Source organism: Variovorax paradoxus, from assembly GCF_030811855.1.
In the GTDB taxonomy this organism is placed as follows: Bacteria; Pseudomonadota; Gammaproteobacteria; order Burkholderiales; family Burkholderiaceae_C; genus Variovorax; species Variovorax paradoxus_L.
Genome location: NZ_JAUSRN010000008.1, coordinates 50,557 through 63,185, shown reverse-complemented (window position 1 = coordinate 63,185; position 12,629 = coordinate 50,557). Strand labels below are relative to the sequence as shown.

The window sequence follows — 12,629 nt, the reverse complement described above, 5'->3', positions numbered from 1 at the left end:
TGGTTGGATCCGAGGTTGCGGCGGGCTGCGAAGCCGACATGCACCATACCACGCGACGCGCTCTGGCAATCTCCACGTTCATGGCCATTTTTCAAAGCATCAAACTGTGGGCGTCGCGCATCAAGCGCGACGCCGTTACGCTCTGGTTTGCCTACCGCCACCCCGGCACGCCCTGGTTTGCCAAGGCGCTTGCAGCCTTTGTCGTCGCCTACGCCCTGAGCCCGATCGATCTCATACCCGATTTCATTCCGGTCCTGGGCTACATCGACGACGCCCTGCTGCTGCCTGCCCTCATCTGGCTGAACATCCGGCTCATTCCGGCCGCCGTACTCGAGGAATGCCGCGCGCAGGCCGACAAGTGGATGAAAGAACAAGGCAGCAAGCCCCGAAGCGTCGTCGGTGCAGTGATCATTGTTGGCATCTGGGTTGGCGTGGGCGTCGCTCTCTGGGCGTGGTTCAACAGGCACGGCTAAGTCCACTCGCCAAGCTGGACAGGCCTTGAAATTACTGTACATTTATACAGTCTTTTCAAAAAGGATAACCACCATGTCCAAGCCTGAAGAAACCCCTCCCCCACGGACCCGGTGGGCCTTGCCACGCAGTTGTACGGCAAGGCGGGCGAGTACTCCAAATACCTCTATCCGGGGCGCGCGCAGGACGCTGGCGAAGCGCTTCCGTTCTAACGAACGTTCGGAGAAGGCGAGCCCCGGGCGCTCCAGCACATGTTTTCAAAAGGCAAAGACGTGGCAAAAGTCACGCTCTTCCATTCAAAATGCTTCAAAAAGTAACCACAGAGCGACGCAAAACGTTACCTTTGGTTTGAGCCATTCAAATCAAGGAGTCCACCGTGGTCGCAGCATTTACTTTGATAGCCGGCATGTTTCTTGGAGCGTTGTTCATGAGTCTTCTGGTCATCTCGCGTTCGGATGACTAGGAACAACCGGGCCTTGCCAGCCCTGATCGAGCCTTTTAGAAAAGCCCGCTTCATGCGGGCTTTTCCATTTGGCGAATCTCAGATCGGCAGCGCTATCAAGTCGTGGCCTTCGGCACCCACGATGCGGGCCTTGGTGAATTCACCCACCTTGAGCGTCTTGCTGATTTTCTCGGGTGGCAAGAGGCGCACAGTGCCGTCGATCTCGGGGGCGTCGGCGTAGGTACGGCCCACGCCACCTTTTCGGCCCATGCCCGGCGCGGAATCGACGAGCACCTGCATGGTTGCACCGATGCGCTGGCGCAGCTTGGCGATCGACACCGCTTCTGCCACTTCCATGAAGCGGGCGCGGCGCGCTTCGCGCTCGGCCGGCGGCAGCATGCCGGGAATGTCGTTGGCGGTGGCACCTTCGACGGGGCTATAGGCAAAGCAGCCGGCCCGATCGATCTGCGCCTCGCGGATGAAGTCGAGCAGATGCTCGAACTCTTGCTCGGTTTCGCCCGGAAAGCCCGCAATGAAGGTGCTGCGGATCACGAGCTCCGGGCAGACCTCGCGCCAGCGCGCGAGGCGCTCCAGGTTTTTCTCGCCGCTGGCCGGCCGCTTCATGCGCTTGAGCACGTCGGGGTGGCTGTGCTGCAGCGGCACGTCGAGGTAAGGCAGCACCTGGCCGCTCGCCATCAGCGGAATGATTTCGTCCACGCTCGGATACGGGTAGACATAGTGCAGCCGAACCCAGGCGCCGTAGGGTTCCGCGATTTCGCCCAGCGTGCGCACCAGTTCGAGCATGCGTGTCTTGACAGGCTTGCCGTCCCAGAAACCCGTGCGGTACTTCACGTCTACGCCATAGGCCGAGGTGTCCTGGCTGATCACCAGCAGTTCCCTCACGCCGCCTTCGAAAAGGGCCTTGGCCTCGCCGAGCACGTCGCCGACAGGACGCGACACCAGGTCGCCGCGCATCGACGGAATGATGCAGAAGGTGCAGCGGTGATTGCAGCCTTCACTGATCTTCAGGTACGCATAGTGCCGCGGCGTGAGCTTGAGGCCCGCAATGCCGAAGGTGTTGGGCACGAGGTCGATGAAGGGATCGTGCGGTTTGGGCAGGTTCGCATGGACCGCATCCATCACCTCTTGCGTGGCATGCGGACCGGTCACGGCCAGGACGCTGGGGTGCATCTGCCGCACCAGGTTGCCGCCCTGGTCGCCCGTCTTGGCGCCCAGGCAACCCGTGACGATCACGCGGCCGTTTTCAGCCAGTGCCTCGCCGATGGTGTCGAGGCTTTCCTTGACGGCATCGTCGATGAAGCCGCAGGTGTTGACGATCACCAGGTCGGCGCCTTCGAAGGTCTTGGACGTCTGGTAGCCCTCGGCACTCAGGCGGGTCAAGATCAGTTCGGAATCGGTCAGGGCCTTGGGACAGCCCAGGCTCACGAAGCCGACTTTGGGGGCAGCCGGCGTGGCCGTACGTTCAGGGGAGGCAACTTCGCTCATATGCCCCTATTGTCCCAGCTATCTGCCGGGGCCGGTATTTCAAGGGCGTTTGATGCCGAATGCGCCCAAAACCTGTTCGGTGTTCTTCTGCATCTGTTCCTGCATTTGCAGGAAAACGTTCTTGGACTGCTCGACATAGTTGCCCATCAGCCCCTGGAGCACGGGCGACTGCAAGGTCATGAAGCGCGACCACATCTCGGGCGTGAGGCCTTCGGCCTTTTCTGTAAGCTGGGCCTGCACTTCGGTCATGGCCTGGATGTTCTTTTCCAGATAGGGACCCATGTAGCCCTGCATCGCCTGCCCGTAGAAACGAATGATGTTGGCCAGCACCTGCTCGGTGAACATCGGCGCGCCGCCCGCTTCTTCTTCGAGAATGATCTGCAGCAGGATGCTTCGCGTGAGGTCATCACCGCTCTTGGCGTCGCGCACTACGAACTGCGCGTTCTGGATGACCAGCTGCTTCACCTCGGTGAGGGTGATGTACGTGGATGTCTCGGTGTCGTAGAGCCTTCGGTTGGGGTACTTCTTGATTACACGTTGCACCGGCTTGACCCCGGACTTCTTGCTCTGCACTGAGGACTCCTTCACATGGACTCCCATGTCATCCGATCAATTCTAGGTAGCGGTTTTGCTGCATCGCGACAAGGTTTACCCTGACCGCCTCGCGCGACCTGCCTTCATCTTTCAGTCGAGCGTTGTCGCGTACTCGGCACCGCATGCAGCGCAGGCGGCCGTCTCGGGGCGTTCTTCCGTAGCCTCCCTGAAGCGCAGCGGGCTCTTGTGGCCATAGACCACCCAGCAGCGCGGACAGTGCTCGTGGCCGGAGGTCGGAAGGTAGGCGCGCGCGCGTTGTTCTGCGCGCTCTTGCGTCACGGGCGTGCCCTGTCGCTGGGCGCGCGCCACCTCGCGTGCGGCCATGGTGTCGGTGCGGCCACCTGCGTGGTCGTTGATGCCATAGACCGCGCGCGCAAATTCAATGGGGGCTTGCCTGAGCAATGCAGCCAGGCGCTTATCGGCATGAGCCCGATCAACAACCGTTGATCGCGTATTCATCAGATCGCTTGTCAAGGAATTTGGAAAAGGTTTGCAGTGCGGCCAAGGTAGCACAACAACGTGGCCATGGTCTTTGTCTGCTTCACCGAAAGGACGATTGAGACACCGGGGAACCCGGTGAAAGCTCTGTTCAACAGACCCGGTGGTTGGCCGGATGTTGGAACAGAAATTGGTAGGCGCGATTGGACTCGAACCAACGACCCCCACCATGTCAAGGTGGTGCTCTAACCAGCTGAGCTACGCGCCTAAGGATGTGTCCGAGAAGCAGCTATTGTAGCAGGAGAAAACGTGCTTTTTAGCGCCGACGTGCAGATCGCACACCGGCAACCGCCGTCACGATGCCGAGCACCTGCGTCAACCGCGCCGCGTCGGTGATTTCCACAGTGAAAGTCATCCACGCCGTGCCCTTGACCGATTGCGTCTGCACGCCGATCACGTTCATCTTCTCGCGTGCGAAGACATCGGAGATGTCACGCAAGAGGCCCTGGCGGTCCGCCGCTTCCACGGCCACGTCCACCGCATAGACCGGCGCCTCGGTGCCCTTCTTGGCCACGCCCCACTCGACGTCGATCACGCGCTCGCCGTCGCGCGCAGCCATCGTGCGGAAGTTGCTGCAATCGGTGCGATGCACGCTGACGCCATGGCCCCTGGTCACAAAGCCGCTGATGGGATCGGGCGGCGCAGGCTTGCAGCACTTGGCAAGCTGCGTCATCAATGAAGACACGCCCACCACCAGCACGCCGCCCTTGCCGGATTTTTCGCTCGCGCGCGGCTTCTTGATCTGCACGCCGTCGTCGGGATTCGGCGCAGGCTCCGGCGGGCGCAGGAGCACTTCGATGTTGCGCAGCGAGAACTCGTCCTTGCCAACCACTTCGAACAGATGGTCCGCCGACTTGAAGCCCAGTTGCGAAGCGAGGTCCTCGAGCCGCGTCGACGTCTTGCCTTCCCGCTGCAGCAGCTTCTCGACCGCTTCTCGCCCGCGCGCCACGGTCTCGTGCGTGATCTGCGCGTTGAACCACGCGCGCACCTTGGCACGCGCGCGGTGGCTTGCCAGGTAGCCCAGCTCGGCATTGAGCCAGTCGCGCGATGGGCCACCCTCCTTGGCCGCAATGATCTCCACCGTCTGGCCGTTGGACAGCGGCGTGTTGAGCGGCACCATCGCCCCATCGACCCGCGCGCCGCGGCACCGATGGCCAAGCGTGGTGTGCACGGTGTAGGCAAAGTCGACCGGGGTTGCGCCCTGCGGCAGTTCGACAATGGCTGCGTCCGGCGTCAGCACATAGATGCGATCGTCGAAGAGCCCCTGGCCCTGCGAGCCACCCGAAAGATCGCGCTCCCACGCCAGGAGTTGCCGTAGCACGGCGATCTTGGCGTCGTACTCGCCGCTCGCCCACACACCCGCATAGCCCTTGTGCCCTGCTTCCTTGTAGGCCCAGTGCGCCGCCACGCCGTGCTCGGCATGGTCATGCATTTCTTCCGTGCGGATCTGGATCTCGATCGGCTTGCCGGGCTTGCCGTCGACCACTTCGCGCACCACCGTGTGCAGCGACTGGTAGCCGTTGGGCTTGGGCCGCGCAATGTAGTCGTCGAACTCTTCGTCGATTGGGAGGAAATGCGAATGCACCCAGGCCAGTGCCGCGTAGCAGTCCTTCACGTCGGGCACCACCACGCGCAGCGCGAGGATGTCGAACACCTGCGCGAAGTCCAGCGACTTGCCGCGCATCTTCTTCACGATGCTATAGATGTTCTTCGGCCGCCCCTGCACGGTGGCGCGCACGCCCTCGGCCTGCAGTTCGCTTTCGAGCTGCGAGCGCAGCTGCTCGACGTGGCCTTCGCGCTCGACCCGCTTCTCGTCTAGGAGACGCGCAATCAGCTTGTAGGTTTCAGGTTCGAGAAAGCGGAAAGAAAGATCCTCGATCTCCCACTTCACCTGCCAAATGCCCAGGCGGTTGGCCAACGGCGCAAACACCTGCAGCGACTCGCGCGCCACGCTCTCGGGCGCCGGCTGCTTGCTGGCCGCGGCATGCCGAAGTGTCTGAAGGCGAGAAGCCAGGCGCAGCATCACCACGCGCAGGTCGCGCGAGAACGCGAGCAGCATCTTGCGCACGTTCTCTGTTTGCGCGCCCGCGCCTTCGGACAGGTGATGGCCCTGCGAAGCCGAGCGGGCTTGCTCCTGCACACGGACCAGCTTGGTGGTCTCGACCGCCAGCGCCGCAAAGTTGTCGCCGAACACCTTGGCAATCACTTCCTGCGGCCGGTTCAGATGCTGGCAGGCATAGACCAGATAGCTCGCCGCCTGCATGGCTTCGGAGCCGCCCATCTTCGCGACGATGGCAGCCACGGCGTCGGCGTGGGCCAGCGTGTTCTCGCCAGTGTCGAGTTTTTCGTCGGCGATCAGCGGCTCGGCAAATGCACGCGCACGGGCGAGCATGTTCTCCATCACCGGGGTGCGATCGGCCGTGGCGGCTGACAGCGGATAGTCCGCCACGGCCGAATCGGGACTGTGTGCCGTTTGAAGGCTCGAAGAATCGCGCTTCACGCTGCCCTCAATCGAACAGGAAGGATGTGACGACCGACACCTGTGCGGGGTCGACGAAGGTGGGTGCATGCCCCACGCCTTCAAACTCGACCAGCGCGGCGCGGGGCCCGCGCTGCGTCATGGCCAGCGCCGTTTCGCGCGACAAGAGATCCGATTGGGCGCCGCGCGTCACCAAGGTTTTTGCCTCGATGGCGTCATACAGGCTCCACATCACCGCGCCGCCCTGGGCCGCGGCCTCGGGCGTGATGGCACGCAGCGCAACGGCAATGGACGGGTCGTAGTGAAGCAGCCAGGAATCGGCTTCCGCTCCGCCGGCTTCGTCGGCCTTGCGCGCACCGTCGGCCGTGCGCCGCGAGGCAGGCACCACCATGTGCTGCGACAGCGAAAGCCATTGCTCCGGCGTATGGGGACCGAAGCTGGTCGAGATTGCCCACATCGCGTCGGCTGCCTCCTGCACCGACGCATAGCGGCCGCCCTGCCCTACGTAGCCGCCGATGCGCTGGATGGCCGCGGCCTCGACCGTCGGGCCGACGTCGTTCACGATAAAGCGGTGTATTGGGCGCGGCAGCGGCAATTGCTTGTGGCCGGCCAGCACGAAACCGATGAGTCCGCCCATGCTGGTACCCAGGTAGTCGAGCGTCTCGATTGGCTGTTCGTGGTGCAGCTGCGCCAGGAGCGCCACCATGTCGGCCGCATAGACCGGCACCTGGTAGAGCGCCGGATCGCGCAGCCAGTCGCTTTGGCCGCGCCCCGCGACATCGGGACAGATCACGCGCACGTCACCGCCGGCACGTGCCACGATGGCCTGGGCCAGAACGTCGAAATCACGCCCCTGACGGGTCAGGCCGTGAACGCACATCACCACGTGCGCACTGCGCGCACTGCCCCATTGCCAATAGGCCATGCGATGCCCGCCTTGGGGGTCGTCGCACGCCACGTAATGAAGCGTCGGTTCTGTCATGAAAACGAAGTTGTCCTGGTGCGGATAATGTCTCGTCGCATCCTAATTCATCCGGAGACTGAACTTCATGCTCAAAGGCAAAACCGCGCTTGTCACGGGGTCCACCAGCGGCATTGGCCTTGCCATTGCCGAGGCTCTTGCACAACAAGGCGCACACATCGTGCTCAACGGTTTCGGCGATTCCGAGACGCCCAAGACCCGCATCGAAGCGCTCGGCGTGCGCGCTGAATATCACGGCGCCGACATGAGCAAGCCCGACCAGATCGAGGACATGATGAAGTTCGCCGCGTCCAAGTTCGGCCGCGTCGACATCCTCGTCAACAACGCCGGCATCCAGCACGTGGCCAAGGTGGAAGACTTTCCTCCGGAGCGCTGGGACGCCATCATTGCGATCAATCTCACGAGCGCGTTTCACACGACGCGGCTCGCCATCCCCGCCATGCGCGAAGCCAATTGGGGGCGCATCGTCAACATCGCGTCGGCCCACGGGCTGGTCGCGTCCGCGCAAAAGTCCGCGTATGTGGCGGCCAAGCACGGCATCGTCGGCTTCACCAAATCGGTGGCGCTCGAAACCGCGACCACCGGAATCACCAGCAATGCGATCTGTCCGGGCTGGGTGCTGACCCCGCTGGTTCAAAAGCAGATCGACGACCGCGCGGCACGGGACGGCATTTCGGCCACGCAGGCGCAGAACGATCTTCTGGGCGAGAAGCAGCCGTCGCTGCAATTCACCACCGTCGAGCAGCTCGGCGGCCTGGCGGTCTTCCTGTGCTCGCCGGCGGCCGACCAGGTGCGCGGCGTGGCTTGGCAGATGGACGGCGGCTGGACCGCACAGTAATTGCAGGGGAGCGGCCCGCGCCCCTCCCCCCGCCTGCCCGCCCTCTTCTACTTGAGCTGCACCGACCCCGACACGTTCACCACCACGCTGGTCTTCCCGGCTTCCACCGGCACCGGCGCGTCGGGGGAGAAGGATTTGGCCGAAGCCGCCATGGCGCGCGGCCGAATCGGGCCGCTGTCGTTCGCGTTCACCGCGACCTCGCGCAGCGTGTAGCCCGCAAAGCCAAAGCCCTTGGCCAACTCCGTGGCCTTTTGCTTGAAGTTCTCGATGGCGATGGTCTGGGCTTCGGTCTCGCTTTTGGCGCGCTGCTCGCGGCTCAGTGCAAAGCCGACGTTGCCGACGTTGAGCGTGGTGATGCGGCCTGCGGTCTGCGTGATGCGCGGGAAGTCGCGGCCCTCGAGCACCATTTCAGCGGAGCCCTGCCAGCCGTTGATCTTTCCTTCGCGGGTGTAGCGCGGCGACAGGCTGAAGTTGCCGGTGCGCACGTCGAGCTGGCCAGGCTGGGCGTTCTTCTTGGCTTCGGCCAGCGCGGAATCCACCGCGGCCTTGAGCTGCGACTGGACCGTGGCGGCCTCGGCGGCGTCGCGCGTGGTGGTGAGCGTCATGCTCAGCAGGTCCTGCTGCACTTCGACCGTGCCCGACGCAGTGAGCTGCAGCACGTTCTGCGGCGGCGGGGCCATGTTCTGGGCCGTGGCACTGCCTGCGGCCACTACCGCGGCCAACGCGGCGCCGGCCGCGATCCAACTGATTTTCTTCAAGACGAGTTACCCCCTGGATTGGTATTCAAGAAACGCAGAAACGCGCGCCGCGCCGCGTTAACGGCGCTGGCTACGGGGCAAGGTCAACGCGCGCGCTGCCGACATCGGCGGCGGCGCGATTCGCTCGGCCGGCTGCGATTCTGCCGAATTCATGGCCCTGGGGGGTGTGCCGGGCGGCGTCCACTGGCCGCGCACCTGCTGCCGCAATTCGAAGAGCTCGGCAGCCGTAAGGCGCCTGCCGGCCGCGGCCTCCTCTCGCCGGATCTCGGCACGCTGTGACGCGCGGTGAGCCGCCACCGCCTCGCGCACTTCGTTGCGGCGCGAATCCCCGACCTTGAGGAATTCGCCAGCCGTGGCCCAGGTGGGGCCGCAGCTGCAGGCAACGAGGATCGGCAACGCGGAAAAGAGGGTTCTCATTGAGCAAAAGTCATAGGACAAGTGGACTTTGCCACCGCTGAACGAACGCCGGATGGCTAGACAGCTAGCGACCGCAAGTTTTGTAACTTAGTGTCAAACCATAAGTAAAACTGGCTCAGCGGCGGCTTAACGCCTTCAGAATCGACGCTGTTACAAATTCAACGTTGTAGAAATGACTCAAGTTCCCGCTCGCACTGACAAGATCGTGATCGTCGACGACGACGCCCGCATCCGCGACCTGCTTCGCCGCTACCTGACCCAGGAAGGTTTCGAAGTGATCGTGGCCGAGGACGGCAAGGCGCTCAACCGCATCCTGTTGCGCGACACGGTCGATTTGATCGTGCTCGACCTGATGATGCCCGGCGAGGACGGCCTTTCGGTCTGCCGCCGCCTGCGCGCCGCCAATGACCGCACGCCGATCATCATGCTCACCGCCAAGGGCGAAGACGTTGATCGCATCGTGGGCCTCGAGGTCGGCGCCGACGACTACCTCGGCAAGCCCTTCAACCCCCGCGAACTGCTGGCGCGCGTGCACGCGGTGCTGCGCCGACGTCCGCCACTGGAAGCGCCAGGCGCGCCTTCCACCGAGAACGAAACCGTCACTTTCGGGCCGTTCGCCTTCGACCTCGGGTCGCGCACGCTCAAGAAGGACGGTGAGGAACTGTCCCTCACCACCGGCGAATTCGCGATGCTGAAAGCGCTGGTGCGCCACCCGCGCCAGCCGCTTTCGCGCGAAAAACTCGCCCAGTTGGCGCGCGGGCGCGAATTCGAACCCTTCGACCGCAGTCTCGACGTGCAGATCTCGCGCCTGCGCAAGCTGGTCGAGGCCGACGCCGCGGCACCCCGCTACATCCAGACGGTGTGGGGCGTGGGCTATGTCTTCGTGCCGGATGGCACGGCCTGACGACATTCGCTGGTGGCCATCGGCCTGAATTCAGCCAGACCCAGCCCAGCCCAGGAGGACGGCGCCCAGGTCACGATGCCGAGCCCTCTCGAGGGCGCCGGCCAGCGTGACCGACGACCGGGCCTCAAGCTCGGCTTCAGCCTTTTCTGGCGCACGTTCTTCCTGCTCGCGCTGTTGCTGGTCGGCTGCACGGTCGCGTGGCTGCAGACCTTTCGCTCGCTCGAATACGAGCCCCGCGCCATTCAGACGGCGCACCAGATCGCCTCGCTCGTGAACCTCACGCGCGCGGCGCTGGTGTATTCGGACGCAATCACGCGGGTGTCGCTGATCAAGACGCTGGCCGACCAGGAAGGCGTGCGCATCCTGCCGCGCGAACCCAACGACCGCTTCCAGCCCTACACCAGCGGCGCGCTCGACCAACGAGTGACTGAGGAGCTGATCGACCAGCTCGGCGAAGGCACCACGGTGGCCAGCCGCGTCAACGACGAGCCCGGCCTGTGGATCGGCTTCACCATCGAAAGCGACGCCTACTGGTTGCTGCTCGACCCGACTCGCTTTAGCATCGTAGGAGGCCGCACGTGGCTGGTCTGGCTCAGCACGGCCATGGCCCTGTCCCTGGCCGGTGCGGCGCTGATCACCCGACTCATCAACCTGCCGCTCAAGCAGCTGTCGCGCGCCACCATGCAGGTGCGCGAAGGCGAGTACGAGGCGCACCGGCTCGACGAGAGCGCGCGCACCAACGAGATCCGCGCGGTCAACATCGGCTTCAATCGCATGGCCGACCAGCTCGCCAAGATCGAGCAGGACCGCGCCATCATGCTGGCCGGCATCTCGCACGATCTGCGCACGCCGCTCGCGCGGCTGCGCCTGGAAACCGAGATGAGCGTGGCCGACGAGGACGCGCGCGACCACATGGCGGCCGACATCGCCCAACTCGACGCCATCATCGACAAGTTCCTCGACTACGCACGGCCCGATCATGTCGACCCAAAGCCCGTGCTGCTGCGCGACGTGGTCGACGCATGCACCTATGCCGTGCAGGACTACGAGGAAATGAAGATCCGGGTCGACGTGCCGTCCGACCTTCGCGTGCTCGGCGACGAGGTCGAGCTCACGCGCGTGATCTCCAACCTGGTGGAGAACGCGCGGCGCTACGGCAAAACGCCTTCCACTGGCGTGGCCGACGTGGTGATCCAGGCCCAGGCCAACAACGATGCGGTGCTGATCAAGGTGCGCGACCACGGCGCGGGCGTCGAGCCCGCCCTGCTCTCGCAACTGACGAAGCCGTTCTTCCGCGGCGACGTGGCGCGCACCTCAGCCGCCGGAGCCGGCCTCGGCCTGTCGATCGTGGCAAAGAACATCGAGCGCATGGGGGGCACCTTTGCGCTCACCAGCACGCCGGGGCGTGGCCTGGCGGCGCACATCCGCATGCCGCGCGCCATGCCTGAACCCAGGCCCGTCGAAGCCCCAGGGGTCCGGCGCGCCTGATTCAGCGGTGCAGCAGCACCACCGCGCGCGCTTCCATCGCGCGGCCCTCGCCAACCGGACCCAGCTTTTCGGCCGTCTTGGCCTTCACGTTGACCTGGTCGGGCGCGAGGCCCAGCGCCGTTGCGATGCGCTGGCACATGGCCGGAATGTGCGGGGCCAGCTTGGGCGCCTGCGCGATCACCGTGCTGTCGACGTTGCCGATCTCCCAGCCCGCGGCACGCACGCGGCGCGCCGCTTCGCCAAGCAGCACGGCCGAATCGGCGCCGCGAAACTGCGCATCGGTGTCGGGGAAATGCCGTCCGATATCGCCCAGGCCCGCCGCGCCCAGCAGGGCGTCGGTGATGGCATGCAGCAGCACGTCGGCGTCCGAATGGCCCAGGAGCCCGGTAGTGTGTGGCACCTCGACACCGCCCAGAATCAGCTTGCGCCCCGCCACCAGTTGGTGAACGTCCCAGCCCTCGCCGACACGGATGTCAAAAGGGGTGCTCATGCTCTGGCCTTCTTGCGGCCCAGTAAGACCGCTTCTGCCAGCGCGAAGTCTTCCGGAAAGGTCACCTTGAAATTCTGCGCGGTGCCCGGTACCAGCAGCGGCGCAAGGCCGATCGCCTCGATGGCGCCGGCTTCGTCCGTTACCGCGTCGCCCGTGCGCTCCAGCGCATCGAGCAGCATGCCGATGCGAAACATCTGCGGCGTCTGGGCCAGCCACTTGTCGGCGCGCGGCAGCGTCTGCGACACCCGGCTTTCGGCCGACGACACCTTGAGCGTGTCGGCCAGGCGCTGGGCCAACAGACCACCGACGGCGTCGTGCTCGCAGGCGGCGATCAGCGCCTCGATCTGGCTCGATGTGACCAGACAGCGGGCGGCGTCGTGCACCAGCACCCAGTCGTGCGCGCCGGCCCCTTTTTTCCGCAACGCGGCCAAGCCGTTGCGCACCGTGGCCGCCCGCGTGACGCCTCCCACCTGCAGCAGAAACTCGCCCGTGGCCGGAAAGCGCGGCAGCGCCGCCTGCACGTCGCGGTCGTCCGGCGCCACCACCACCGCCAAGCCGGCAAAGCGGCCCGCCAGCGCACGGAACGCCTCCACCGTGTGAGCCACCAAGGAAGCGCCCGCGAGCCGCTGGTATTGCTTGGGCAGCGCGCCGCCCGCGCGGTGGCCCGAGCCGGCGCAAGGAATCAGAACGAAAAGTCGGGAGGAAGACATGGGCTCCGGCACCGGGCTAGGGCCGGCAAGCGAACAAGGGGCCGCCATTCTA

13 protein-coding genes and 1 tRNA gene are annotated in these 12,629 nt (G+C 64.8%); 4 read left to right on the top strand and 10 right to left on the bottom strand.

Annotation, left to right across the window (positions count from 1 at the left end; genetic code table 11):
- The first annotated feature begins 80 nt into the window (after positions 1–80).
- Positions 81–473, top strand: coding sequence for a YkvA family protein (locus tag J2X92_RS16195; RefSeq protein WP_307577161.1), 393 nt, complete (start codon positions 81–83; stop codon positions 471–473).
- Positions 474–1,012: 539 nt separating this feature from the next.
- On the opposite strand, the gene rimO is transcribed toward J2X92_RS16195, so the two are convergent.
- The 6 genes from rimO to J2X92_RS16165 all read right to left on the bottom strand — a co-directional run bounded on the left by rimO (position 1,013) and on the right by J2X92_RS16165 (position 6,972).
- Positions 1,013–2,419: a 30S ribosomal protein S12 methylthiotransferase RimO gene (gene rimO / locus J2X92_RS16190; protein WP_093023531.1), complete on the bottom strand. Its 1,407-nt coding sequence runs from the start codon at positions 2,417–2,419 to the stop codon at positions 1,013–1,015.
- 39 nt (positions 2,420–2,458) lie between these two features.
- Positions 2,459–3,019, bottom strand: a complete 561-nt coding sequence (gene phaR, locus J2X92_RS16185) for a polyhydroxyalkanoate synthesis repressor PhaR (protein WP_307576974.1) — start codon at positions 3,017–3,019, stop codon at positions 2,459–2,461.
- Between the two features lie 84 nt (positions 3,020–3,103).
- A complete protein-coding gene (locus J2X92_RS16180; protein ID WP_307576973.1) occupies positions 3,104–3,472 on the bottom strand; it encodes a hypothetical protein in 369 nt (122 codons plus the stop codon).
- A 170-nt stretch (positions 3,473–3,642) separates the two neighbouring features.
- Positions 3,643–3,719, bottom strand: a tRNA-Val gene (locus J2X92_RS16175).
- A gap of 48 nt (positions 3,720–3,767) precedes the next feature.
- A complete protein-coding gene (locus J2X92_RS16170; protein ID WP_373424849.1) occupies positions 3,768–6,011 on the bottom strand; it encodes a RelA/SpoT family protein in 2,244 nt (747 codons plus the stop codon).
- Between the two features lie 7 nt (positions 6,012–6,018).
- A complete protein-coding gene (locus J2X92_RS16165; RefSeq protein ID WP_307576972.1) occupies positions 6,019–6,972 on the bottom strand; it encodes an alpha/beta fold hydrolase in 954 nt (317 codons plus the stop codon).
- A 67-nt stretch (positions 6,973–7,039) separates the two neighbouring features.
- On the opposite strand from J2X92_RS16165, the gene J2X92_RS16160 reads away from it, so the two are divergent.
- Complete coding sequence (locus J2X92_RS16160; protein ID WP_307576971.1) at positions 7,040–7,810, top strand: 3-hydroxybutyrate dehydrogenase; 771 nt, start codon at positions 7,040–7,042, stop codon at positions 7,808–7,810.
- Positions 7,811–7,857: 47 nt separating this feature from the next.
- Here J2X92_RS16160 and J2X92_RS16155 read toward each other — a convergent pair whose 3' ends face one another.
- Together J2X92_RS16155 and J2X92_RS16150 are read right to left on the bottom strand one after the other, a co-directional pair.
- The gene (locus J2X92_RS16155; protein ID WP_307576970.1) at positions 7,858–8,568 is read right to left on the bottom strand and encodes an SIMPL domain-containing protein; all 711 of its coding nucleotides are present in this window, start codon (positions 8,566–8,568) and stop codon (positions 7,858–7,860) included.
- 57 nt (positions 8,569–8,625) lie between these two features.
- The gene (locus J2X92_RS16150; protein WP_307576969.1) at positions 8,626–8,985 is read right to left on the bottom strand and encodes a hypothetical protein; all 360 of its coding nucleotides are present in this window, start codon (positions 8,983–8,985) and stop codon (positions 8,626–8,628) included.
- A 172-nt stretch (positions 8,986–9,157) separates the two neighbouring features.
- Here J2X92_RS16150 and ompR point away from each other — a divergent pair, with 172 nt between their 5' ends.
- Complete coding sequence (gene ompR, locus J2X92_RS16145) at positions 9,158–9,889, top strand: osmolarity response regulator transcription factor OmpR (protein ID WP_012747691.1); 732 nt, start codon at positions 9,158–9,160, stop codon at positions 9,887–9,889.
- Between the two features lie 75 nt (positions 9,890–9,964).
- Positions 9,965–11,377, top strand: coding sequence for a sensor histidine kinase (locus tag J2X92_RS16140; protein ID WP_307576968.1), 1,413 nt, complete (start codon positions 9,965–9,967; stop codon positions 11,375–11,377).
- 1 nt (position 11,378) lies between these two features.
- On the opposite strand, the gene ispF is transcribed toward J2X92_RS16140, so the two are convergent.
- Together ispF and ispD are read right to left on the bottom strand one after the other, a co-directional pair.
- The gene (ispF, locus tag J2X92_RS16135; RefSeq protein WP_307576967.1) at positions 11,379–11,867 is read right to left on the bottom strand and encodes a 2-C-methyl-D-erythritol 2,4-cyclodiphosphate synthase; all 489 of its coding nucleotides are present in this window, start codon (positions 11,865–11,867) and stop codon (positions 11,379–11,381) included.
- Positions 11,864–12,577 carry a 2-C-methyl-D-erythritol 4-phosphate cytidylyltransferase gene (gene ispD, locus J2X92_RS16130; protein ID WP_307576966.1) on the bottom strand — a complete coding sequence of 238 codons (714 nt, stop codon included), beginning with the start codon at positions 12,575–12,577 and terminating at the stop codon, positions 11,864–11,866. The genes ispF and ispD overlap by 4 nt, the downstream gene beginning before the upstream one ends.
- Between the last annotated feature and the right edge of the window lie 52 nt (positions 12,578–12,629).

Coding starts and splice junctions, on each gene's coding strand:
- J2X92_RS16195 (WP_307577161.1), top strand. CDS start 81: ATGGCCATTTTTCAAAGCATCAAACTGTGGGCGTCGCGCATCAAGCGC.
- rimO (WP_093023531.1), bottom strand. CDS start 2,419: ATGAGCGAAGTTGCCTCCCCTGAACGTACGGCCACGCCGGCTGCCCCC.
- phaR (WP_307576974.1), bottom strand. CDS start 3,019: ATGGGAGTCCATGTGAAGGAGTCCTCAGTGCAGAGCAAGAAGTCCGGG.
- J2X92_RS16180 (WP_307576973.1), bottom strand. CDS start 3,472: ATGAATACGCGATCAACGGTTGTTGATCGGGCTCATGCCGATAAGCGC.
- J2X92_RS16165 (WP_307576972.1), bottom strand. CDS start 6,972: ATGACAGAACCGACGCTTCATTACGTGGCGTGCGACGACCCCCAAGGC.
- J2X92_RS16160 (WP_307576971.1), top strand. CDS start 7,040: ATGCTCAAAGGCAAAACCGCGCTTGTCACGGGGTCCACCAGCGGCATT.
- J2X92_RS16150 (WP_307576969.1), bottom strand. CDS start 8,985: ATGAGAACCCTCTTTTCCGCGTTGCCGATCCTCGTTGCCTGCAGCTGC.
- ompR (WP_012747691.1), top strand. CDS start 9,158: ATGACTCAAGTTCCCGCTCGCACTGACAAGATCGTGATCGTCGACGAC.
- J2X92_RS16140 (WP_307576968.1), top strand. CDS start 9,965: ATGCCGAGCCCTCTCGAGGGCGCCGGCCAGCGTGACCGACGACCGGGC.
- ispF (WP_307576967.1), bottom strand. CDS start 11,867: ATGAGCACCCCTTTTGACATCCGTGTCGGCGAGGGCTGGGACGTTCAC.
- ispD (WP_307576966.1), bottom strand. CDS start 12,577: ATGTCTTCCTCCCGACTTTTCGTTCTGATTCCTTGCGCCGGCTCGGGC.